The following is a 22,610-nucleotide window of genomic DNA, read 5'->3' as shown; positions in this document are numbered from 1 at the left end:
TTTACATTTCATCTTGTGCGAGATTGATAATCTGCTCCTGCGGAATTCCAGAAGCCGCTGCCCAGGCGATGCCCTCAGCCACGTCGGCAACCCGATCCGTTGAATGGGCATCCGAATTGATGGCGAAGGTGCCGCCGTACTTCGCCGCACGTTTCAATTCCTCGACGTTCAAATGGTGGTGCCGCGGATTGATTTCCAAAATCACGTGCTTTTCGGCCGCCTTTTTCGCCACAGCCTCTACATCGATCGGGCACTTATCTCCCGGATGGGTGATCATCTTCAAATCGTAACGATCCATCATTTTTAAATAGGTCTGCGTATTGGCCCGGCGGCTCCCTGCCTTCAAAAAAGGCAGCACTTTTGTCAGGTAATTGCGCAGCTTAAACGTGAAGAAATCCGAAAACCGGTGCGGGATATACACCCAGTGATACCCGGCGTAAATCCAGTCGCAGTACTGTCTCTCTTCTTCGCCAATATCAATCGTCCCGTCTTTCCCCGTGATATTGGACTCCACGGACAAGTAAATCTGGATGTCCGAATATTTTTCGTTGAGCCGGTCGATTTCTTCGCGCATCACGCGGAAGTTGTAGGGCTTAACGCCGTAAAGGGGGTGGCTTCGGCCGTGATCAGAGATGACAATTTCTTGAAGTCCCAGCTGGCGCGCCCGATTGACCATTTCCTCGATGGAATTTTTGCCGTGGCTGAACGTCGTGTGGGTGTGCAGATCCGCCTTAATTTTCATCGCCGATATCTTCTCCAATGGTGATGACTTCCGGTTCGAGATCCACGCCGAATTGCGCCTTCACTTTGCGCTGGACGTCCCCGATCAGCTGGAGGACATCGGCCGCCGTCGCGCCGTCCGCGTTGATGACGAAACCGCTGTGCTTCTGGCTGACCATTGCGCCGCCGACCCGGTAGCCCTTCAGCCCGGCGTCCTGAATCAGCTTGCCGGCAAAATAACCCTCCGGCCGCTTAAACGTACTGCCGGCACTCGGGTAATTGAGAGGCTGTTTATCGCGCCGGCGCTGATTCAATTCCTGCATTCTCGCCCGGATCGTCTCCGGATCCCCAGGCTCCAGGGCCAGTTCTACCGCAGTGACCACTTCGCAGGCATCGCGCATGCGGCTCTGACGATAGCCAAAATGACAATCGCGGCCGTCCACCGTTTCAAATTTGCCGTCCGGCGTCATGATGTGCACCTTCGCGATGACATCCTTCATCTCGCCGCCGTAAGCGCCGGCGTTCATGATCGCCGCTCCCCCGATGGTCCCCGGAATGCCCGATGCAAATTCGAAGCCCTTCAAGCTGTGGGCCAACGCTTCTTTTGCCACAGCGCGCAGCAATGCGCCCGCCTGCGCCACGACACGGCTGCCGTCTGTCACGACCGTCGTCATCTGCCGCGTGTTGATGATGACGCCGCGGAACCCGCCGTCCCGAACCAATAAATTGCTGCCGTTTCCCATTAAAAAGAAGGGAATCTCATTGGTACAGCAAAGCCCTGCAATTTCGGCCAGCTGCTCCTGATTTTCCGGAAAAACGATGAAATCCGCCGGCCCGCCTACGCGAAATGTCGTATGATCCCGCATCAGGCTGTCTGTCAGCAATTGATCGCTGCTGACGATTTCCAGCAATTTATTTTTAACTTTATTTTTATCGAATTGATATTTCATAAGCTTGTTTCAGCTCCTTTATTTTTTGCAATTCCGACGATCATATCACAGCATCATTAAAAAGGGTTTAAAAATTACGATGCTACGGCCGAAAAAGTGATCAGCGCGACAGACGACGCGCCGGCTGCCTTCAGCGCCGCTGCACAGGCGTCAAGGGTCGCGCCGGTCGTCATGACGTCGTCGACGAGGGCGATCTGTTTCCCGCGAATCCCCTCGGCCTCAGCGACGGCAAAGGCGCTTTTGACGTTTTTAAGGCGGAAAGCCGCCGGTTGTCCCAATTGGTGGGGCGTATCGACAAGGCGCTTCAAACACCCTGTGTCCATCGGGATGTCCAGACCCTTTGCCTTAAGGGCGGCGGCGATGCCTGCGGCGAGCTGTTCGCTCTGATTGTATCCCCGCTCAGCCAGCCGATTGGGATGCAGCGGCACCGGCACCAGCACGTCGATGCCCCCGATCCACGGACAATCCGCGAGACCTGCTGCCATCTGCGTGCCGGCCCAGAAGGCGAGTGTTTTCTGATGTTTGAATTTAAATCCGGCTGCGATCTGCTCCGCTGTCCGGCCGTAGACCAGCCACACCCAGCCGCGGTCGACAGGCCGATCCCCATTGCTCCTGCACGTTTGGCAGAGATCGGCATCGTCTGAGATCAGCGGCCGGCCGCACCGGCGGCACGTCCGCGCGTCGTTTTTCGGCAATGCCCGCTGACATTGTCCGCAGAGGTATTGTTCTTTTTTCCACAAAATTTTTTTGCAGACCGGGCAGCGGTCGTTATCGATCAATAACAGCCGTTTCAACGGCTCGAGTTTTTTTGTGTTCATGACAATAAATCCCGGTAGCGCGCGATGCGGAAGACCAGACCTGTTTTCCGCTTGCGGCTGTCGTCGGACTGAATCATCCGGATAAAATGCTCTGGCCGCCCGACGAGGATGATCATCCGCTTGGCCCGAGTGACGCCGGTGTACAAAAGCTTTCGATTTAAAAAGAGCGGCGATCCGCCGATCATCGGCATGATGACCACGGGAAATTCCGAGCCCTGGCTCTTGTGCACCGTCATCGCGAAGGCGTGGGAGAGCTCGTCCAGCTGGTCGAAGCCGTAAACCGCGTCACGGCCGTCTGTGAAGGCCACCGTCATCTGATGCTTGTCGTCGGCAATCTGCTTCACGGTGCCGATGTCGCCGTTGTAAACGCCGTCGCCCTCTTCAAAGGTCAGGGTGTCCTGCCATTTCATCTGGTAGTTGTTGCGAATCTGCATGACTTTATCGCCCTCGCGAAAGACGACCGGCCCGAAGGTGTGCTCGTTTTTCCGGGGCGAGGCCGGATTGAGGATGCTTTGAATTTTCTGATTGAGGGCGATCGTCCCCACCAGGCCTTTTTTCACCGGTGAAATCACCTGGACGTCGTGCACCACGTCGATGCCGGCGTTGTCCTTCAGCCGGTAGCCCAAAAGATCGAGGACCGTCTGTTCGATGCCCTCTTGATTTTTTTCAGGGATCAGCACAAAATCCGACTGGTTGTCGATCCGGGGCACGCGGCCCTCGTTAATGGCCTTGGCGTTGACGGAAATCTGACTTTTTTCCGATTGCCGGTAAATCCGTGTCAGCCGGACGACCGGCGCAATGCCGCTTTCAATGATATCGCTGAGCACATTGCCCGGCCCCACTGAGGGCAGCTGATCGGCGTCGCCCACCAAAATCAAGCGTGTGCCCTCTTCGATCGCTTCCAGCAGGCTTTTCATCAAGACAATATCGATCATCGACGCCTCGTCGACGATCAGCGCGTTCAGCTCCAGCGGATTGTCCCCATTGCGCTCGAAGGTCGGCGTCAGTGCGTTGTCGTCGTAATGATATTCCAGCAGACGGTGCAGGGTTTTCGCTTCCTCGCCGGTGGTTTCTGTCATGCGCTTCGCCGCGCGCCCCGTCGGCGCCGCGAGCTGAACGGACAGCCGCATGCTTTTTAAAATGTTTAAAATGCCGTTGATGATCGTCGTCTTCCCGGTGCCCGGGCCGCCTGTGATGACGACCAGCCCTGCCTCAACGGCGGTCTTGATCGCGTTGCGCTGCGCCTCGTCGAGGGTGATGGCCATGTGTCTTTCGTAGCGGTCAATGGCTTCGCCCACATCGATAGCGTCCGTCTGAAAATGGCTCTCTGCCAGCTGCGTCAGCATGAGTGCCGTGGCATCCTCCGCTTCGTAAAGCCCCATCGGGTAATAGATCCGCTTGCCGTCGAGGTCGTCCATATGAGCGCCGCCGCTGATAATCGTATCCCGGACGCCCCCCTCGACGGTTTCCCTGGCGACGCCCAGAAGCGTCTGGGCCCGCGCGATGAGTTCCCCTTCGTTCATGTACGTGTTGCCCTGCGCGTAGCACTCTCTCAGGGCCTGGACGACACCGGCCTGAATGCGCTTGCTGTTGTCTTTGTCGACGCCCAGTTTTTCAGCCAGTTGATCCGCCGCTTTAAAGCCGACGCCGCGGATATCCCGAACAATGCGGTAGGGATCCTCGAGCAGAATCGCCACCGTCTGATCGTGGTAGGCGTTGTAAAGCTTCATCGCCATTTTCGACGAGACGCCGTATTCCTGAAATTCAATGAGGACCTTCCGGATATCCCGCTGATCCTGGTAAGCGCCGAGGATTCGGCTTAACGTCTTTTTGCCGATGCCGGGAATTTCCAAAAGCCGGGACGGATCGTCGTCCAGCACGCGCAGCGTCTCCTGTCCAAAACGCTCGACGATCTGCGCCGCCGTCTTCGGCCCGATCCCCGGCAGCAGACCGCTGCCGAGATATTGAATCAGCCCCTCCTCCGTCGTCGGCAAGTCGACGCGGTAATGCTCAAACTGAAACTGACGGCCGTAAACCAGGTGATTGGTCCATTTGCCCAAAAGTGTCAGATGGGTGCCCAGCTCAACTGTCACCATATGTCCGACGACGGTCACCATTTCCCCGTCGGCGTCGAGATCGGCCACGGTATAGCCATTTTCATCGTTATGAAAAACGACATTTTCCAATGATCCGCTAAGCTTTTCCATCCCATCCTCTTTTCTCGTTTTGATTCATTTTTATTATACACGACGGCGCTTTCTTCCTGCAACGATTTTCCAGCCGCCCCTTTTCTTGACACCCCCGAAAAAAACCACTATAATAATTAAAATTTTATTCGCAACAATTTATTATTGTGATTTGTCGTTCGTTTATTTACTTTTATTTCACATAACAAGGAGAATTATATGGCACAGATTTATGAAGAACCGTCCCGTACATTTAACGAATATTTGCTTGTCCCAGGCTACTCCTCATCTGAATGTATCCCTGACAATGTCGATTTAAAGACCCCGCTGGTCAAATTCAAGAAAGGGGAAGAACCGGCGCTGTCCCTGAACATCCCCATGACCTCCGCCATTATGCAGGCGGTTTCCGGCGAAAAGATGGCCATCGCCCTCGCCCAGGAAGGCGGCCTCTCATTCATCTACGGTTCCCAGTCCGTCGAAGACGAAGCCGAAATGGTCGCCCGGGTCAAGGCCTACAAAGCGGGCTTTGTTCCCTCTGACACCAACCTGTCACCAGAAGATACGATGGCTGACTGCCTGGATATCAAACAGCACACCGGCCACTCCACCATCGCCATCACCAGCGACGGCACCGCCAACGGAAAATTCCTCGGCATCGTCACCAGCCGCGACTACCGTGTCAGCCGAATGGATCCATCCACCAAGATCAAAACTTTTATGACCCCGAAGGACAAGGTGGTTTCCGCGCCCATCGGCACATCCTTGAAAGAAGCGAACAACATCATCTGGGATCACAAATTAAACACTTTGCCGATTTTAAACGAAGACGGCACCTTGGCTTATTTCGTTTTCCGCAAAGACTATTCTGTCCATAAATCCAACCCGCTGGAACTGCTCGACGCGAAAAAGCGCTACATCGTCGGCGCCGGGATCAACACCCGCGACTACGCCGAACGCGTTCCGGCCCTGATCGACGCCGGCGCGGATGTGCTGTGTATCGACTCCTCCGAAGGGTTCTCTGAATGGCAGAAACTGACTCTCCAATGGATTCGCGAACATTACGGCGATTCTGTTAAAGTCGGTGCCGGCAACGTCGTCGACGCGGAAGGGTTCCGTTTCCTCGCCGACTGCGGCGCTGATTTCATCAAAATCGGGATCGGCGGCGGTTCCATCTGCATCACCCGCGAACAGAAGGGCATCGGCCGCGGACAGGCGACCGCTGTCATCGAAGTGGCCAAAGCCCGCGACGAATACTACAAAGAAACCGGCGTCTACATTCCGATCTGCTCCGACGGCGGCATCGTCTACGACCACCACATCACCTTGGCGCTGGCCATGGGCGCAGACTTCGTCATGCTCGGCCGTTACTTCTCCCGTTTTGACGAAAGCCCGACCCGTGTCGTCACCATCAACGGCAACTACATGAAGGAATACTGGGGCGAAGGCAGCAGCCGCGCCCGCAACTGGCAGCGCTACGACTTGGGCGGCAAAAAGGCCCTCTCCTTCGAAGAAGGGGTTGACTCCTACGTCCCCTACGCCGGAAGCCTGCACGACAACGTGACCGGCACCCTCTCCAAGATCCGCTCGACCATGTGCAACTGCGGCGCTCTGAATATTCCGGAATTCCAGAGCAAAGCCAAGCTGACGGTCGTTTCAGCCACCAGTATCACCGAAGGCGGCGCACACGACGTCATCCTCAAAGACGACAGCAAAGTCAGATAATAAAACTTAAACCAAACCAAAACCCCGAAAGCTTTTGCTTTCGGGGTTTATTTTTATCTCACCAAAATTTTATCTAAAAACAATTTTTCCATTTTCGATGTGCGCCACTATGGCGAGGCTTTCGACCCGGACCCCCTGTTCCCTCAGGGCGTCTCCGCCGCCTTGAAAGCCTTTCTCGATGCAGATGCCGACGCCGCAGACTTCGCTCCCAGCCTGCCGGCAGATATCTAACAGCCCGGTCATGGCCTTGCCCCGGGCCATAAAATCGTCGACGATCAAAACCCGGTCCGCTTTCGTCAAATAGCGTTTGTCGACGGTGACATCATAATCTCTGTCGTAAGTAAAAGAATGCACCCGCGACGTGTAAACCTGACTGCCGAGGTTTAAACTTTTCGCCTTTTTGGCAAAAACCACCGGTGCTTTAAAATGCCGGGCCGTCATCGACGCGATGGCAATGCCCGACGCTTCGATGGTCATGATTTTATTGATGCCGGCGTCTTTGTACAGTTCATAAAAAGCCCGGCCGATTTCATCCATGAGCTCAATATCGATCTGATGGTTGAGGAAGCTGCCCACTTTTAAAATCCCGCCGTCCTGAATTTCGCCGTCTTTTAGGATGCGCTGTTTGAGTAATTCCATCTTACACTTCCTTTTCAGCCTTTGAAATAAAAGCCTTGAGGGCCTGATACAGTGCGCCCACCGGCAGCCCGACGACATTGGTGTAATCCCCGTCAATCCCGCGGATATAGGCGGAAAACGCCCCTTGTATCGCGTAACCGCCCGCCTTGTCCATCGGTTCGTCGGTGCTGGCGTAGGCGGCGATTTCGTCCGCCGTCATCGGGTAGACGTGCACGTCGGTCTTTTCGGCAAAGGTGACGGGCGTCCTGCCGCCCTCAGAGAGCATCAAGGTCACGCCGGTGTAAACCTGATGGGTTTTGCCTTCGATCATGCAGATCATCTCGGCCGCCTCTTCGTGATTTTTCGGCTTGCCGAGAATTTTGCCTTCTGCCGCGACGACGGTATCCGCCGCGATGATCAGCGCGCGGGCGTTGAGTTGGTCCGCGACGTTCTCTGCCTTCTGCCGGGACAGCGTTTTGACCGCTTCCTCCGGATCGGTCGTTTCGATCCCTTCGTCGATCGTCGACGGCATGACCACCGGATCGATGCCGACCTGCCGGAGCAGTGCCCTGCGCCGCGGCGACTGGGAAGCCAGTACAATGGGGAGGTCTTGTTTTTTCTTCATCTCCGCCATGCCGCAGGCCTCTGCCGTGGCGTTACTCTTTTTTGCTTCTTCTGATGTCTGTCTTTCCATTTTTTATTGACTCCTTCACTATTGTGATTCGCTTGATCTTGTGATCCGTTATTTATCTTTTGGGGTTTGATTGTGCCGGTCGATGAGATGTCTCAAATCGTGCAGATAGTCGCGCAGATTGTCAAGTCCGGAAATTTTCCGTCCGTTCAACCGCGATTTTCCCAGACCGCGTTCAAATTCGTCCAATTCGCCGCGGTGCGCCTTGAGCATGGCGTACATCTGCGGGTCCTCCCGCTTCATCTGTTCGGCGATCTGGCGGCGTCTTTCGCCCAAGGCTTTTTGAATCTCCTCAGCACTAAGGTCCAGCTTTTTCGCAATGGCCCCGATGCGCTGCTGCAAATGTTCGAGCAAATCGTCTTCGCGGACGCCGTTTAAATGCTGCCAGACCGGTGAGTGCCGCATGAAGGCTTCCAGACTGTCTCCTGCCTCTTCAGACTGCTGCCAATGGGCGACGATGGCCTGGACGTAGGCCGCAATTTCATCGTTGGCCTTGTCGCCAAAGGCCCATTCAATATCGTGCAGCAGCAAATGCCGGCGTGAACGCTTTAAATTCGGCGAATTGCTTTCGCCGCCTTCCACCGGATAGGGCGGATGATAGCCAGCCGCCAAAAGCGCGCCGGTCATCGTCCGCACCACGCTTCCCTCCTGGATCATCGCGTCCCGGTCCGCTTCACGCAGGGTCTGGTTCACGCTGCTGATGTGCTCTGTCAAATAGAGGCGGATGCCGCGGTCCTTTAACCGTTTGTAAAGGGCGTCTATTTTTTTCGCCGCTGTATAATCGATACTCGTGATTCCGGACGCGTCGACGATCACCGTCTTCGTGTCGGGACGAATGGCACCTAAAATATCTTCTTCGAACAAATCGTAATTGGCGAAATATAAATTAGACGAAAACCGGTAGAGCACCGCGCCAGCGATGGGCTTGGCCCCCTGCGCAGTACGCAGATCGTAAAACCGGAGCTGCCCCGGCATCACGCCGAGGAAGGTGCGGGGCGGTGTCATCGTCCGCATCAGCACCACCACAAAGGACAACGCCACGCCGATGACGACGCCGTAAATGGTGCCGAGCAGCACGACGCCGCAGAACGCCCCGACAAAAATCATGAATTCGCGCCAATCGATTTTAGCCAAATGCACGGCCTCGTCGATTTCCAAAATGCCCAGCAGCGCTGAAATTACGATCGCCGTCAGCACCGGCACCGGCAGAAAACCGATAAATCCGGTCCCGAAAAGCAGAATCGCGATCATCGCAAGACCGGCCACAATCCCGGTGAGCTGAGAATCGCTGCCAAATTGATCGGCGATCCCCATTCGGGAAACGGACCCATTGACTGGGCAGCAGCCCGTGAACGCCGCCGCGAAATTGCCGAGAGCGTAAGCCAAAATCCCTTGATTGGGTTTAAGCGTGACGCCCTTGCGCTCTGCCATGTTGCTGGAGGAAAGAAGGGTCTCCGCCGTAATCACCAGTGCAATCGTCATGCTGTACTTAATGATCGTATCCATCGGCAGCACCCCGGCTGCCGCCGCGGGATTGACAAAATGGGGCAGCCCCGGCGACACGCTGGGCAGGGTCGCGACGCCGAAACGGGTCAAATTGATCCGCCAATTGAGCAGCGCCCCGGCGAACATCACGACCACCGCCATCGGAAACTTCGGCAGCCATTTGCGGCTGGCGAGCAGCACGGCCAACGTCCCCGCGCCCAGGGCGAAGGATACGCCGTTAAACGCGGCGGCGCTGTGCACGATGTGGACGATCAGCTCCGGCAGCTCGCCGTGGCCCACCGGCCCGCCAAAGAGCTTGGGCACCTGCATCGTGATGATTTCGACGCCGATGCCCGTGATGAAGCCGCCCATGACGGCCTCTGAAATGTAGCGCACGAAATGGCCGAAGCGCAGCACAGAAAAGACCAGCAGCCAGCAGGCGGTGCACAGGGTGATTAACGGCACAGCCTTCAGCGCCGCTGCCGACTCTGCCGCGATGCCAAGGGAGACGAGAACCGATCCGGTCAGTGCGGCCGGCGCCGCGTCGACCCCGAAAATCATGTGGGGCGACGTCGACATCAGCGCAAAAAACAGAATCGGCAGCACCGATCCGTAAAGCCCGTAGACCGCGGGAAGCCCGGCAATCTGCGCGTAGCCCATGGAAATCGGAATGGACACAGCCGCTGTGATCAGCCCGGCCACGATGTCGTTTTTGATGTTGATCCTTTGTCCGAGAATCGTCGGGAAGACTTTCATTGCGCCCTCCCCTGTTCAACGTGATTGACCACGCGCGCCGGCCGTCTGCCTTCCAGAACCGCGCGAATATCTGCATCGGCCATCGCGTAGCTTCTGGCAAAGCTCTGGGCGGTAATGCCGCCGATGTGGGGGCTGAAGAGCAATTTCTTTTCAACGGAAGCGGACTGACACAACAGCGGATGACTGGTCTGGACCGGCTCGCCGTCCAGTGTGTCCAGCCCCGCCATCGCGAGTTTCCCCGACGCTAGGGCGTCGATCAGCGCCTGATCGTCCACGAGCTCACCCCGAGCCGTATTGACCAGATAGCTGCCCGGCTGCATCAGCTCGAAAAACCGGCGGTTCGCAAAATGGGTCGTCTCCGCGTTGACCGGCAGATGGAGGCTGACGATGCCGCTCGCTTGGAGCAGCTCATCCATCGGCTTGTAGATGACGCCCTGTGCCTTTTCTTCTTCTGGATTCAGGCGGTGCCGCTTGTTGTAGTAAATCGTCGAAACGCCGTAGGCCCGGACCAGCCTCGCGGTCTCGCGGGCGATGTCACCGTAGCCAATGAGGCCGATCGAAAATTCCGAAAGCTCCCGCAAGTCACTCCTGACCATGTAGCCTTCCTTCATTTCAATTTGATGGCCGGCTCGAACTGCGGCATCACCCTGGGCCACATTTCTGAGCATGCCAACCATGAGGAGCACGGCCTGTTCCGCCACGGCGACCGCATTCATTCCTTTGGAATTGCAGACGTAGACACCGCACGCGTCCGCCGCCTCCAAATCGAAACTGTTGTAAGCAACGCCTTCGGAATGAATGAGCTTCAGATTCGGCATGCTTTGGATCAACTCCCCTGTCACCGGCGCCATCGCGTCCGCGATGATAAAATCTGCGTCGGCGCCATCTTTCAAATACGCCGATACCGGCTCATTCATCGGGACGTCCACCAGCGTCATAGTCCGTAAAATACTGCTTTTCTGGGTAAAGCGCTGCAGATTGCCCCGCTTTCCAATATGTAAAATCTTCATTTTTTCACTATTCTTTCTATCAAAATTACTTCTATTTTAACATGGAATGGATTTTCTGCATAGAAAAGCTCTGGCCTGAAGCCAGAGCTGAAATGAACTACGCATCAAACGCCAAGACAAGCCGCTGCGCCGACATGTCGTGATAAACGGTCAGCCCAGCCTGAGCCGTGTCGAATAGGCTAACCACACCCTCAATATGGGTCGTATCCTGAATCACTTCGGCGATCCTGTTCGGCAGATCTTTGAATTTTTCTGGGTCGAATATTTTCGTTTTCTCATTTTCGAAAACCGCGGTATACAAAATTTTCGCTTCAACGAGATCCTGGAAAATGTGGCTGCCGTAGGAAAGTTCCGGACTGTAGCCGGCGCGGGAGTCGGCAATTTCGAACACCGCGTCGAACCCGTCGATATCGGAAAACATCGTCGGCACACCGAGCTCCGGCGAGGATGTGCCAACCCGCCCGGGCACCATCAGGATTAAATGCCTGCCAGATTTTTTAAAGTGCCAGTTGATCTGACCGATGACTTTGGCGACGCGTGTCTTGTCGACGTAGGGCATTTCGTAATACGCGACCGGATCGACGTAGGCCACAGCGTCGATTTTCTGGGTCAGAGACAGCCCCATCGACGCGCCATCACACTCGAGGACAACCTTGTCCGGTGAAAATGTCTCGGGCATGTCGGTCTCGCCGTCGTCTTTGAAAACCTGAAGCGGCCGGCACTGCAGCAGGTTGATGACGTAGGTGCCGTCCTCCGCCAGATTGATGGTGAACTCGATATCCACCGGGTATTGGTAAACCCGCTGAATTTCGGCCATCATTTCCCGCATGTCCTGCATCAGCGCCTTATTTTTCACAAGCCCCGCGCAGGAAACGAACAGAATCTCGCGATTGCTGCCCCGTTCCCGGAATTGACGCTCCGCATCCCAATCGTGCTCGAAGAGCAGCTTTTTCATGTACGCCGGCAGCAGCGGCTCAATCCGGTTGGACAACGCCTGCTCCACCTTGCGGGTCTTGCTGCTGATGTATTCGACGCCGCGCTGAGAGTAACGGTGCTTTTCTGCCGAACTGACCGCCGACACGACCTCTGGCTTGTCGAGACTGACGAGCCTTGGATAGGAGCCCTCGGTCCGGTCGACGGCCGACGTGCCGAGCCCCATCACCAGTCTGAGCATCCCGGCTTCGGGATCGAGATCCTTTAAAAATCGATAGGGGCTGTAGGAATAACCGACACCGGCCGCGCAAGGCATGTACACATTGCCGTAATAGGAGCCGGAAACGCGCTGCACCAAAAGCGCCATCTGTTCATCCCGCTGATCCAAGCCGCGGTCCTTGCGGTAAGTCAGCGCCGACAAGCTCATCGTGCTGGCGTAGACCTGGCGGACTGCGTCTTCAAATTCGGCGAGCCGCGTTTCCATCGGGCCGGTATTGGCGCAGAAGACGGATTCGTATTTGCCCGCAAAGGCATTGCCGAAGCCATCCTCCAGGATGCTGCTGGAGCGCACGATAATGGGGTCTTGGCCGAAATATTCCAAGAGCTTGCAGAATTGATCCTCCATCTCTTTGGTGAATTTGCCTGTCCGAAGCTTTTCGGCCAGGGGTCCGGCCAGGGAAAAGTATTCTTCCGGGCGGCGCTGGCGCACGCGTAAATCCCAGAAATGATTTTCAACGATATACGAATAAAAGACGTCGGAGCCCACATAAAACGAATCGTGGGGCTCGAGCCGCGCCGCGATCTCCGGGCAGTTGCGCTCGACAATTTTCCGCGCGAGGAGCATCCCGCAGGCTTTGCCGCCGATGAGTCCGGTCCCCACCATCCGCAGGCGCACGTCGAAATAGTCTTCGAGCTTGAAATACTTACGCACCAGCGGCCGCAGCCGTTCGTCCCGGGTGATCATGATCCGGCACATCCGGCTCTTTTCCTCGGAAACATCTTGGCCGTTTTCAAACTGTTCCATGGTCCGGTCAAAGAATCGGTCCCAGGCGTCGCTGTTCTGTTCTCTGCCCGGCCATCGTTCCCGATTCAGCGCCCGATAAAACTGGCTGGCCTGCACCCCGTCGAGGATCGGGCGGAACGTTCCGTCCTTTGGCTGATAGAGCTGGGGCAGAAACATCGTTTCAGAAAACCGGCGCCACACCTTTTCCGGCCGCACGTAAATATTCGTGCCGTCGTCGTAGGCATCCAGGAAAATCTGAGCCGTGTCGCGGATTTTCGCCACAGCCTTTAAGGAATGTTTGCCCCGCATCAGCGGAAAATACGCCACGGTGTCCATTTCAAAAAGAAAAGGACAGGTCACCTGAAAGAAATTGCCCATCATCAAATCCGTCGACCAGGCGGTCTGCAGCTCTGAGAGGCAATCGAAGACGTAAAACACGTCCTTGCCACGCTGTTCGATGATGTTGTGAATATCGACGGTGAAAGTCTCGAACCGATGGGACAATTCGACCTGAACCACTTCCACGCCCGTCAAATCGTCAATCAGCGAATCGTGGGCAGCGAAGCGCACGTAGACGACATGCCGCCCGTCTGCGACGGCCTGCCTGACGTAGGGATTGACAAAGGCTTTGAAAACGTCAAGATCGGACACCCGCCACACCACATTGTCGCCGAGCCGGATGTTGTCGAGCACCTTGTCCATCTCTGGGATGCCGGATGGAATGCGGTCAAATGCTGCCATTTTGTTACCCCCCTGTTTCATAATTGTTTGCGTTTTCTTTTATTGTATCACGCGGCTCATTATTCGTCGACTGATTTTCTTTCTCCTCCCTGAAACCCGCATAAAATAAGGACTCGACCGACAGTCGAGTCCCGTATGCTTGACAGCTGTGCGCCGTCAAATTATGATAAGCCTAAATCTTAAAACGCAGCGGCGCCCTGCTAAAACATTGGAGGTATCCTGATGGAAGAAAAGAAAAGTTTAGGCAAATATATTCAGAACAAGAGAAAAAATCTGGGCATGACCCAGAAAGAGCTGGCTGCCCAGCTCTTCGTCTCCGAATCGGCGGTCAGCAAATGGGAACGCGGGCTGTCCTATCCGGACATGACCCTCGTCAGCCCTTTGTGTGAAGCCCTTCATATTTCAGAGCACGAGCTCTTCACCGCCAGTGACGATTGGCGTCAGCGCCAAATCGAGGAACAAGCCCGACGCTACAAACGCAATAAGACGATCTGGCTGTGCGTCACCTGTATCATTTACGCCGCGATGCTCTTCGGCACATTGACCTGGGGGATCACTACGGGAAACGGCTTAACTACTTTCGCCTACACTTTTGGTGCGTGCGCCTTGTTGTTCTCTCTGATCGACGTGCCAATGCTTGCAGAAAATGACAAAGGCGTCAAGTGTTTTGCCGCCAGCTTCGCTTCGCTTTTACTGCTGGAAATCATCGCCCGAATCGTCAGCCCCACGAACGATCCGCATTGGCTCTGGATGGCCCTGCCCGGAACGGCCCTCGGCCTGCTCAGCGTATTCCTGCCAATTATTCTGGCATACGCAGATTGGGATTTCCCTTTTATGCGTCACAAAGCTGCATTTTGTCTCGGCGTCGACTCCGCATTAATCGGTCTGCTCGTGATTTTCGGACAGTTTTTTTACGGCGATGGACACCCTGCCGTGCCGATCGCCTCAACGGCCTCAATGCTCGCGCTGATCTGGGGCGTATTTATCGTCGCGCACTACACCTGCTGGCCCGTTCCCTTTAAAATCAGCGCCGGACTCACCATCGGCGCGGCGTTTTGTCTTTTTACCAATGCACTCATCGAAGCGCTCGAGGGATACGGCTTTCGGGTTGTCTTCAACGCAAATCGATCAAATTCTGGCAATATTGCCCCCGATATCGGTCTGATTCTCCTTGCCGCAGCGGCCGTTCTCGCCATCATTCAAGTGATCATATTAAAGCGCCGTCCCCGTCCTTAAACCTGTTTTAATTCCGTCTGCGCGCCGGCCGGCGGATAATCAGGGCCGTGCCGATTAAAATCATCGTAATGCCGAAACTGATCGGATAGGCCATCATCAGCTGGCGGAAGGTGTGATGGCTCGGGAAGTACAGAAAAATCCACAGCAGTCTGAACACGCAGACGCCGAAAATCGTCAGCACCGCCGGCAGCAGTGAAATGCCGAAGCCCCTCAAATAGCCCGACATCACCTCGTACACAATCGCGAAGAAATAACCGGAAAACAATAGGCCGAGCTTCACGTAGCCGTAATGAATGACGCGCGGATCTGTATTGAACAGGCCGAGCAGCGGTTTCGCAAAGGTCCAGATGAGTGCCATGAAGGCGCCGCACACGATGAAGCTCTCGATCAGGCACAGCCACATGACGCGCACACAGCGGTCTGGCTTTCCCGCGCCGTCGTTCTGCCCGACAAAGGTGGTCGATGCCTGACCGTAAGCGAGAATACTCGCGTAAATCAGATATTCCAGATTCAGCGCCGCACTGGAGCCCGCCATGACCGCCGCACCTAAGGAATTGACGGCCGACTGAATGACAATATTGGCCACACAGAAGACGGCTGACTGAATGCCCGCGGGCAGGCCGATCCGCAAAATCCGTTTAAGCGTTGCCCAATCCACGCGAAGCCGCTGCCGCGCCAAATGAATAACCGTCTGTTCCCGCATCAAGCGCCAGAACAAAAAGGCCGAGGAAACACAATTGGCGATGACTGTCGCCGTTGCGACACCATCCACGGTACGCTTGAATCCGATGACGAATATCAGATTCAGCACGACGTTGAGCGCCCCTGACACGACGAGGGCCATTAACGGCATCTGCGTCTTGCCGATCGCCCTGAAAATGGCCGCCTCGAAATTGTAAAGAAAGATCACCGGCAGGCCGACCAGATAGATGCGCAAATACAGCACGGCCAGCGGCAGCACCTTTTCCGGCACGCTCATCGAGCGCAGGATCATCGGCGCGAAAATTTCGCCGCAAATCGTAACCACGACACCGGCGAAAAACGAAAAGAGTACGGCGGTACCAACGGCCTTCTGCACCGTGTCATCCCGGCCTTCACCGACCGCGTGAGCAATGACGACGTTTGCGCCCAGTGAAATTCCGAGAAAAAGATTTAAGATCAGGCCGGTCACAGGGGTGTTCGCGCCGACCGCCGCCATCGAGAGCGTGCCCATTTTTCCAGTGAACCGCCCGACCACTGCGAGATCCGCCGCGTTGAACAGCTGTTCCAAAATAGACGTCGCCGCGACAGGCAGCGCAAAAATCGGCAGCTTGTTCCAAATCGAGCCGTGGATCATGTCGATGCTGCGCCCGGCGCCAGCCCGATCCTTACTTTTCATGAACCCTTTTCCCGGTGATGTGTGCCGCTTTGATCGCTAAGCACAAGGCCCGCGCGCCGTCCTTTTTGACCTCGCGCGCCGCGCTTTCCTGATCCGGATAGTATTTTTCCGCTATTTCCCGGGTGATATCGATGGATTTTTCGCGGTCTTCCACCGGCGCGATGGTCCCAAATACGACGACGCTGTTCACGTATTGAAACCAGCCGTCTTCGTCCGGCGTGCCCTGGTCCATGACACAAAAGGACACCTTCGGATGCTTGGCAATCGCATCGATTTTATGACCTTCGTGAGCCCCGTGAAAATAAATGACCTGCGCTTTCGGGTCGTAAACGTAATTCATCGGAACGGTATAGGGATAGTCGTCATCCCCGAGCACCGCGAGTACGCCCCGCTTTGCATTTAATAAAATGGCTTCGCACGCTTCAGCAGTCAGTTCCTGCTTAAATCTTCTCATTTTTCGTATCATGATTTTCTTCTTTCTTTTGTGTGATGAGGTTCCATCCGCATGATCAATAATCTTCGTCCCAGGCGTTGATGATCACCGGTTCCTTTTCTAACATCTTCAGCTGGTCTGGCGTGAAATGTTTTTTGTCGATGACGGCTTCGTAGACGTAATCTCTGAAATATTTTTCAGAGCAGACAAAGTATCCTTTGTCGCCCACGTCGTCGCCCCAGGAATTTTCAATTTTCCAACGGTCGGGCTTCCCGTCCGCGTCGAAGTGCACACCGGTCAGCAGCATCGCGTGGGTCGCCGAGCTGGCGTTGTAGTCCAGGCGCTTGCCCTTCGGGAAATCCACAGAGAAGCCGCCGAGCAGGGCTTCGATTTTTGAGCTGTCTGGGTCCCAGATGCCTTCCTTGCGCATGCCAAAGGCACCGGCATCGCACGCGAACCAAACCGGTTCGCCGCCCTGAAGCTGTTTGACGCACAGGGCTTCCATCGCGTCAGCCGAGAGGTTCAGCGCCTCCATGTCCCGCCCGATCATGTTTTCAATCGCGTGAAAACGAATGGGGGTGTCCATTTTCTTGTCGGCCGTCGGCTCATTGATCACTGCCGCCAGTTCCCGCAGCGGCAGTCCCACGTATTTGTGATAAAATGCCTGGGGCGTCAAGCCGCGGTCGATGTAGTAATTGTCGTCCTTGTCTTTATATTCGAAATCAAAGACGGTGACCGGCTGACCGAAGGCGATACATTCCGCGCGGTAAACCTCCAGCAGCATTTCCTGTTTTCTGGGATAAGGGTCCTTCCCGGCCTGGACCAGCTCGCGCAGCTCTGCCGCGTCCTTTCTCAACAAGCGGTTCAGCGTCGAGACAAACTGTGCCGTGTGGTTCGACTGATAGGTTTCCGGCTGCACCGCCTTCGGTACGACGCCGTACTTTTCAACCAGATCCGCCGCTTCGCACCAGTAGCCGCCATCGGTCATGCCGCGGAGCACGTACTGCATCAGCTGCCCCTTGATCGGTTCGTCGGCGTGGTCGATGACCATCTGAAGGAAATTATTGGCCTTTTCCAATTTATCGTAAAAGGATAAATAATTTTGGGACAGTTCAAAATTTTCAAGCTGGCATTTTTCAGCCACCTGTTCCCTGAGGATGTTCAGCGCCGCAAACAGCCAGCACCGCCCCGACCGTTCCTGAGACGTCACGCCGCGGGTTTTGACTTCTACCGAAAAGGCACCCTTGAGCTTGGCCGCCGCGGCCGGCACGTACGCCAGCTGTTCCAAATCCGTTCGGCTCAGCGCGGCGTTCAGCGTCTGTGCCGTTTCGTCTTGGCGGTAATTGTCGCCAAACTGCTTCAATACTGCTTCTGTAATTTCTTTTTCCATATTTTTACCTCTACGCTTCTTTTTTCAGTCGATACGCCCGCTTCGCGATTTCGACAACTGTCTCGCACGCCTTTCTCAGCGACGCAGTCGGCAGGTATTCAAAGCGGCCGTGAAAGTTCGCCCCGCCTGTAAACAAATTGGGACAGGGCAGCCCGCGGAAGGACAGCTGAGCGCCGTCGGTGCCGCCGCGGATCGGACTGACGACCGGCGTGACGCCTGCCGCCTTCATCGCGGTCTTTGCCAAATCCACCACATCCATGTGGCCGTCTGCGATTTTTTCGAGCATGTTGAAATACACGTCGTGATGGGTAACTGTGACGGTGCCCGCGCCGTATTTCTGGTTCAGAAAGGCGGCTATCTGGTCGAGCAGCGCCTTGCGCGCGTCAAACCGCGCCCAGTCGTGGTCGCGGACCAGCATGTGCATCGTGCATTTTTCGACGTCACCCTCAATTTTGTAGACGTGGAAAAAGCCCTCACGCCCTTCGGTGTATTCCGGCTTTTCGCCAGCCGGCAACATCTGCTGCCACTCCGAAGCCACCGACAGCGCGTTGATCATTTTCCCCTTGGCGTCGCCGGTGTGCACGCTTCTCCCGCAAAAGGTCACCACAGGATTTTCGGCGTTGAAATTTTCGTATTCCAGTCCGCCCAGCTCGCCGCCGTCCACGGTGAAAGCAAAATCGGCGCCAAAACGATCGACATCGAAGTGGAGCGGGCTCCGACCCGTTTCCTCATCCGGTGTAAAGGCCACGCGGATTTTTCCGTGTTTTATTTCCGGATGCTGAATCAGCTCTTCCATCGCGCTGACAATCGCCGTCACACCAGCTTTATCGTCGGCGCCGAGGAGCGTCGTGCCGTCAGTAAAGATCACGTCCTGCCCCGCGTATTGGGTCACTTCTGGGAAAGCCGCCGTCGAAAACACGATGTTCTTTTCGACATTCAGCACCACGTCGCCGCCGTCGTAATTTCGGACAATCTGCGGGTGCACGTCTTTTCCAGGCGCGTCCGGAGACGTGTCCATATGGGCGATCAAGCCGACGACCGGCCCGTCCTCAGCCACATTTGCCGGCAGTGTCGCCATGATGTAGCCGTTGGCGTCCAGCTCAACCTCCTGCATGCCGATGCGTGTTAACTCTTGGGCTAAGGCCTGTGCGAAGACCAGCTGTCCCGGTGTGCTCGGACAGACCTGATCGTTCTCTTCATCCGACTGCGTGTCGAACGACACGTAATGTAAAAAGCGCTGAATCAATGCCTCTGTGTTCATATTCAGCCATCCTTTCTTAATCAAATTATTTTAAATGTTTGCTTCACTTTAGTTTATCACAGGAAAGAGGGCCCCGCCACGGCAAATGCACCGTAAACATTTTCACGTAAAACAAAAAAATACCGGCCGAAGCCGGTATGTGATATTTAAACCAATACTTATTTTTCGCTGAAATCCGTCACAATCGTGCCGTCCGCATGGTAGCGCTGATTGCCGAAATACTTATTGTGCGCGTATTCGATGCCGTTCCAATTCAGCGGCGTGTAGACTTCCGCAATTTCCGGAAGGTGGACGTCCTTCAACGCCCATTTCAGGAATTCCTCGGTGCCGGTGCGGTCGACGATATAGCCGATGTGTTCCTTGCCGCCCGGTGAATCGGGGTTGATGTAATGTGCGGTGTAGTCGTAGACGTTTTTGATAATCTGAATGATGCTGTCTTCGTCCGCCCATTTGATAAAATCGACACCCATTCTCGGATTCTTCTTCCCGGTTCGGCCGAGGAGCGTCACGCGGTAATACTTTTTCTGGCTCCGCGTCCAGGCCAAATTCGGGCAGGCATTGATGCATTCGCCGCAGCCAATACATTTGTAAGCGTCGCGCTGCGGACGGAAACGCACTTTTTCCAGCGCGTCGACAGATTTGGAGCGGCAGGCTTTGATGCAGGCGCCGCAGCTGATGCAGCGTTCCGGATCGAGGTGGGGCTCGGTCATGCCCATGATGCCGATGTCGGCCATTCTGACTTTTTGACAGTCGTTGGGGCAGCCGGTTAAAACGATTTTGACGTGGAGGTCATTCGGGAAAATGACCTTTTCAATGCGCTGGGCAAAGGCCGTCGTGTCGTAGCAGGCGTAAGGACAGACGCGGTTGCCGACGCAGGCTGAGACGTTGCGCGTCCCGGATGCCGGATAGCCTTCACCTCGTTCCTTACCTGTTTGGTTGACGTCGGTCCCGTCGATGATTTCCTGAAGCGCCGCGTTAACTTCACCCATTTTTTCAAAGGGAATGCCTGGAATTTCGAAGCCCTGGCGCGCCGTCAGATTGACGTGGCCGTTGCCGTATTTCTCTGCAATTTCCTGAATTTTGCCAAGATATTCTGCCTTAAGGAAGCCGCCGGGCACCCGAACTCGTGACGAGGTGATCCCTCTGTTTTTAGTTACGCGGAAGGCGTTCTTTTTTAATTTTTTGGTATTGATGTCCATCGTGTCCTCCTAGTCGACCATTGTCTTGCTCTTCAGATACGGGAAAACCGGACCGTCGATGCAGACGTAAGTGTTGCCGATTTTACAGTGGCCGCATTTGCCGAGACCGCAGCACATTTTCCGTTCCTGAGACAGCCAGATATTTTCTTCCGGTATTCCCAGTTCGATCAATCCTGCGATGGTAAAGCGCATCATCGGCGGCGGCCCGACGACAATCGCCTTCGTGTTCGCCAAATTTTTCGGCGTCAGTTCCGGCACAACCGCTGTGACAAATCCTTCGCGGTAGCCTGGCTGACCCTTCGCGCTGTCCACGGTCATTCTCAAATCGATGTGTGCGTCCCAATATTTCAAATCGTCGCGGAACAGCATGTCGTCCGGTGATTTAAACCCGACAATGGCCGTCATGCCGTCCACAGCTTCTGGATGATGGGCGTAATGATCGATGACACCGCGAACCGGTGAAACCCCAGTCCCGCCGGCGACCACGATCAATTCGGAGCCGTCGTAATCGGAAAATTGAAAGCCATTGCCGTAAGGCCCGCGGATCAAAAGGCTGTCGCCTTCGTAGTGTTCAAAGACCTCGTTGGTCACGACGCCGACACGGCGGATCGTGAAATCGATGGTGTCGTCGCCGATCCCGCTGACTGAAATCGGCGCTTCGCCGTATTTCGGCATAGAGATTTCAAAGAATTGGCCTGGTTTGACCTTTTCCTTCGCCCCGTCAAAATGCATCCGGAAGGTGTATTCGGTCTGGGTGTGACGGATGACTTTTTCAATTTTTGAAGCAAATGGAATGTATTGATTCTTAGTCATTGCCGCGCACCTCCTTCATGCCGTCTTCCAGGTGGTTGATGATATTTGAAAATGAAATGTATTCCGGGCAAATGTCGTCGCATCGGCCGCAGCCCACGCACATCTGATAGCCAAAGCGTTCTCTGAAATCCAACACCTTGTGCAGGGTTTTAAAGCGCATCCGCTGGCCATTTTTCTGACGGTAGCTTCCGCCGCCGGCCACGTCGGTGTACCCGTCGACCATGCAGGAGGCCTGAACCCGGCGCCGTTCGCCGACTTTGCCGTTGTCGTCGTAAAACACATCCTGCATCGTAAAGCAGGTGCAGGTCGGGCACACGAGATTGCAGCGGCCGCAGTTGATGCAGCGGCTGTCGTACTGATCCCACATCGAACTCATGCCGACCTTGTAGCTCAAGTCTTCTGGGATGTTCACCTTCACCTTATTTTCAGTGACCCGCTGCGGGACAACGTCTGCAGATGCCGCGCCAGCCATCTTTAACAATTCGTCCCAGGCTTCCTTTTTGCAGTCCAGACGATAATGACCGTCTACCAAATCGACACTGAAGTCGTAATTGTCGGCCATGTTGGACTGCATCGACACGCAGAATCCGTTTTCGCAGGATTCAGAACAGCCGATTAAGGCAAAGGCCATGTCCTTGCGTCTTCTTTCATAGTAATAGTCCGGATCGCCGTTTTTCATGTAGATTTGATCCATCCGTTTCACCGCGGCCAGATCACAGCTTCTCAGAAATACCAGTTTTTTCTTGGCTGGCCCTTCTGTTTCGCCGGCGTGATTTTCCGCGAAATAAAACAACGTTTCTGATGGCGGCAGTACCGCCTCTTTCCACGAATACGCGGACTTTTCGTTCAACTCAATTTCGTCCGGCGATTCGATGACAGCGTAGCGGACCGCATCCGTGTCGGAAAAGCGTCCCCCGCCCTTAAACTTCTTCGGTGCCCAGATTTCGTAATCTTCTTTCAGCTTGTCGATGAAATCTGAAAATTGCTCCCGATCGGCAATATAACCCATAAATCCTCCTTCTGTATTAGCATAATTTTATTATGCAAACCATTTCTGTGTTAATTTTAGCATTTTTTTTTTTTTTTGTCTGTTGTTTTTACAACGATATGGTCATTAATTGTTTAATTCGTGTAAATTTTATCAATTATTTTTGAAAATTTTCAAATAATTTTACAATCCGCTTTACAAAACGACAGGGCCGTGATAAAATGCAAAGCAAATTCAATATCGGTGAAATTGGAAACGCACACTCCTGAAGTGATAACG

18 protein-coding genes are annotated in these 22,610 nt (G+C 54.9%); 2 read left to right on the top strand and 16 right to left on the bottom strand.

Annotation, left to right across the window (positions count from 1 at the left end):
* Position 1 precedes the first annotated feature (1 nt).
* The 4 genes from FYJ52_RS07550 to recD2 all read right to left on the bottom strand — a co-directional run bounded on the left by FYJ52_RS07550 (position 2) and on the right by recD2 (position 4,695).
* On the bottom strand, positions 2-742 hold the full coding sequence (locus tag FYJ52_RS07550; protein ID WP_154576615.1) for a PHP domain-containing protein: 741 nt from the start codon (positions 740-742) through the stop codon (positions 2-4).
* Complete coding sequence (gene murB / locus FYJ52_RS07545) at positions 732-1,670, bottom strand: UDP-N-acetylmuramate dehydrogenase (RefSeq protein ID WP_154576614.1); 939 nt, start codon at positions 1,668-1,670, stop codon at positions 732-734. Before murB ends, FYJ52_RS07550 begins: the two co-directional genes overlap by 11 nt.
* A 74-nt stretch (positions 1,671-1,744) precedes the next feature.
* Entirely contained in the window at positions 1,745-2,488 is a 744-nt protein-coding gene (locus FYJ52_RS07540) for a ComF family protein (RefSeq protein WP_154576613.1), read from the bottom strand.
* Positions 2,485-4,695 (bottom strand): SF1B family DNA helicase RecD2, encoded by a 2,211-nt coding sequence (gene recD2, locus FYJ52_RS07535; protein ID WP_154576612.1) that lies wholly within the window; start codon positions 4,693-4,695, stop codon positions 2,485-2,487. Before recD2 ends, FYJ52_RS07540 begins: the two co-directional genes overlap by 4 nt.
* Positions 4,696-4,893: 198 nt before the next feature.
* Between recD2 and FYJ52_RS07530 the strand changes: the two genes are divergently transcribed.
* Complete coding sequence (locus tag FYJ52_RS07530) at positions 4,894-6,396, top strand: IMP dehydrogenase (RefSeq protein ID WP_154576611.1); 1,503 nt, start codon at positions 4,894-4,896, stop codon at positions 6,394-6,396.
* A 69-nt stretch (positions 6,397-6,465) separates the two neighbouring features.
* On the opposite strand, the gene FYJ52_RS07525 is transcribed toward FYJ52_RS07530, so the two are convergent.
* From FYJ52_RS07525 to FYJ52_RS07505, 5 genes are all read right to left on the bottom strand, one after another.
* On the bottom strand, positions 6,466-7,035 hold the full coding sequence (locus FYJ52_RS07525) for a xanthine phosphoribosyltransferase (protein WP_154576610.1): 570 nt from the start codon (positions 7,033-7,035) through the stop codon (positions 6,466-6,468).
* Between the two features lies 1 nt (position 7,036).
* Complete coding sequence (locus tag FYJ52_RS07520) at positions 7,037-7,708, bottom strand: Maf family protein (RefSeq protein WP_408003709.1); 672 nt, start codon at positions 7,706-7,708, stop codon at positions 7,037-7,039.
* Between the two features lie 48 nt (positions 7,709-7,756).
* Positions 7,757-9,946 (bottom strand): SulP family inorganic anion transporter, encoded by a 2,190-nt coding sequence (locus tag FYJ52_RS07515; RefSeq protein ID WP_154576609.1) that lies wholly within the window; start codon positions 9,944-9,946, stop codon positions 7,757-7,759.
* Positions 9,943-10,956 (bottom strand): NAD(P)-dependent oxidoreductase, encoded by a 1,014-nt coding sequence (locus tag FYJ52_RS07510; RefSeq protein WP_154576608.1) that lies wholly within the window; start codon positions 10,954-10,956, stop codon positions 9,943-9,945. The genes FYJ52_RS07515 and FYJ52_RS07510 overlap by 4 nt, the downstream gene beginning before the upstream one ends.
* 97 nt (positions 10,957-11,053) lie before the next feature.
* Entirely contained in the window at positions 11,054-13,633 is a 2,580-nt protein-coding gene (locus tag FYJ52_RS07505; RefSeq protein ID WP_154576607.1) for a PEP/pyruvate-binding domain-containing protein, read from the bottom strand.
* Positions 13,634-13,855: 222 nt separating this feature from the next.
* Here FYJ52_RS07505 and FYJ52_RS07500 point away from each other — a divergent pair, with 222 nt between their 5' ends.
* Entirely contained in the window at positions 13,856-14,869 is a 1,014-nt protein-coding gene (locus tag FYJ52_RS07500; RefSeq protein WP_154576606.1) for a helix-turn-helix domain-containing protein, read from the top strand.
* 7 nt (positions 14,870-14,876) lie between these two features.
* Here FYJ52_RS07500 and FYJ52_RS07495 read toward each other — a convergent pair whose 3' ends face one another.
* From FYJ52_RS07495 to asrA, 7 genes are all read right to left on the bottom strand, one after another.
* The gene (locus tag FYJ52_RS07495; protein WP_154576605.1) at positions 14,877-16,247 is read right to left on the bottom strand and encodes an MATE family efflux transporter; all 1,371 of its coding nucleotides are present in this window, start codon (positions 16,245-16,247) and stop codon (positions 14,877-14,879) included.
* Positions 16,237-16,713, bottom strand: coding sequence for a pyridoxamine 5'-phosphate oxidase family protein (locus FYJ52_RS07490; RefSeq protein WP_154576604.1), 477 nt, complete (start codon positions 16,711-16,713; stop codon positions 16,237-16,239). The genes FYJ52_RS07495 and FYJ52_RS07490 overlap by 11 nt, the downstream gene beginning before the upstream one ends.
* Positions 16,714-16,756: 43 nt before the next feature.
* Complete coding sequence (locus FYJ52_RS07485) at positions 16,757-18,070, bottom strand: C1 family peptidase (protein ID WP_154576603.1); 1,314 nt, start codon at positions 18,068-18,070, stop codon at positions 16,757-16,759.
* Between the two features lie 10 nt (positions 18,071-18,080).
* Positions 18,081-19,331: a peptidase T gene (gene pepT, locus FYJ52_RS07480; RefSeq protein ID WP_154576602.1), complete on the bottom strand. Its 1,251-nt coding sequence runs from the start codon at positions 19,329-19,331 to the stop codon at positions 18,081-18,083.
* A 158-nt stretch (positions 19,332-19,489) separates the two neighbouring features.
* Positions 19,490-20,530, bottom strand: a complete 1,041-nt coding sequence (gene asrC / locus FYJ52_RS07475; protein WP_154576601.1) for a sulfite reductase subunit C — start codon at positions 20,528-20,530, stop codon at positions 19,490-19,492.
* Between the two features lie 9 nt (positions 20,531-20,539).
* Positions 20,540-21,343 (bottom strand): anaerobic sulfite reductase subunit AsrB, encoded by an 804-nt coding sequence (gene asrB / locus FYJ52_RS07470; protein ID WP_154576600.1) that lies wholly within the window; start codon positions 21,341-21,343, stop codon positions 20,540-20,542.
* Positions 21,336-22,352 carry an anaerobic sulfite reductase subunit AsrA gene (gene asrA, locus FYJ52_RS07465; protein WP_154576599.1) on the bottom strand — a complete coding sequence of 339 codons (1,017 nt, stop codon included), beginning with the start codon at positions 22,350-22,352 and terminating at the stop codon, positions 21,336-21,338. The genes asrB and asrA overlap by 8 nt, the downstream gene beginning before the upstream one ends.
* Between the last annotated feature and the right edge of the window lie 258 nt (positions 22,353-22,610).

Source organism: Pseudoramibacter porci, assembly GCF_009696145.1.
Lineage (GTDB): Bacteria > Bacillota > Clostridia > Eubacteriales > Eubacteriaceae > Pseudoramibacter > Pseudoramibacter porci.
The sequence above is the reverse complement of the archived record's forward strand: the minus strand, read 5'-3'. Positions and strand labels throughout refer to the sequence as shown.

Coding starts and splice junctions, on each gene's coding strand:
- FYJ52_RS07515 (WP_154576609.1), bottom strand. CDS start 9,946: ATGAAAGTCTTCCCGACGATTCTCGGACAAAGGATCAACATCAAAAAC.
- FYJ52_RS07520 (WP_408003709.1), bottom strand. CDS start 7,708: ATGGAAAGACAGACATCAGAAGAAGCAAAAAAGAGTAACGCCACGGCA.
- asrB (WP_154576600.1), bottom strand. CDS start 21,343: ATGACTAAGAATCAATACATTCCATTTGCTTCAAAAATTGAAAAAGTC.
- FYJ52_RS07525 (WP_154576610.1), bottom strand. CDS start 7,035: ATGGAATTACTCAAACAGCGCATCCTAAAAGACGGCGAAATTCAGGAC.
- FYJ52_RS07500 (WP_154576606.1), top strand. CDS start 13,856: ATGGAAGAAAAGAAAAGTTTAGGCAAATATATTCAGAACAAGAGAAAA.
- asrA (WP_154576599.1), bottom strand. CDS start 22,352: ATGGGTTATATTGCCGATCGGGAGCAATTTTCAGATTTCATCGACAAG.
- FYJ52_RS07540 (WP_154576613.1), bottom strand. CDS start 2,488: ATGAACACAAAAAAACTCGAGCCGTTGAAACGGCTGTTATTGATCGAT.
- pepT (WP_154576602.1), bottom strand. CDS start 19,331: ATGAACACAGAGGCATTGATTCAGCGCTTTTTACATTACGTGTCGTTC.
- FYJ52_RS07510 (WP_154576608.1), bottom strand. CDS start 10,956: ATGAAGATTTTACATATTGGAAAGCGGGGCAATCTGCAGCGCTTTACC.
- FYJ52_RS07485 (WP_154576603.1), bottom strand. CDS start 18,070: ATGGAAAAAGAAATTACAGAAGCAGTATTGAAGCAGTTTGGCGACAAT.
- murB (WP_154576614.1), bottom strand. CDS start 1,670: ATGAAATATCAATTCGATAAAAATAAAGTTAAAAATAAATTGCTGGAA.
- FYJ52_RS07530 (WP_154576611.1), top strand. CDS start 4,894: ATGGCACAGATTTATGAAGAACCGTCCCGTACATTTAACGAATATTTG.
- FYJ52_RS07505 (WP_154576607.1), bottom strand. CDS start 13,633: ATGGCAGCATTTGACCGCATTCCATCCGGCATCCCAGAGATGGACAAG.
- FYJ52_RS07495 (WP_154576605.1), bottom strand. CDS start 16,247: ATGAAAAGTAAGGATCGGGCTGGCGCCGGGCGCAGCATCGACATGATC.
- FYJ52_RS07490 (WP_154576604.1), bottom strand. CDS start 16,713: ATGATACGAAAAATGAGAAGATTTAAGCAGGAACTGACTGCTGAAGCG.
- FYJ52_RS07550 (WP_154576615.1), bottom strand. CDS start 742: ATGAAAATTAAGGCGGATCTGCACACCCACACGACGTTCAGCCACGGC.
- recD2 (WP_154576612.1), bottom strand. CDS start 4,695: ATGGAAAAGCTTAGCGGATCATTGGAAAATGTCGTTTTTCATAACGAT.
- asrC (WP_154576601.1), bottom strand. CDS start 20,530: ATGGACATCAATACCAAAAAATTAAAAAAGAACGCCTTCCGCGTAACT.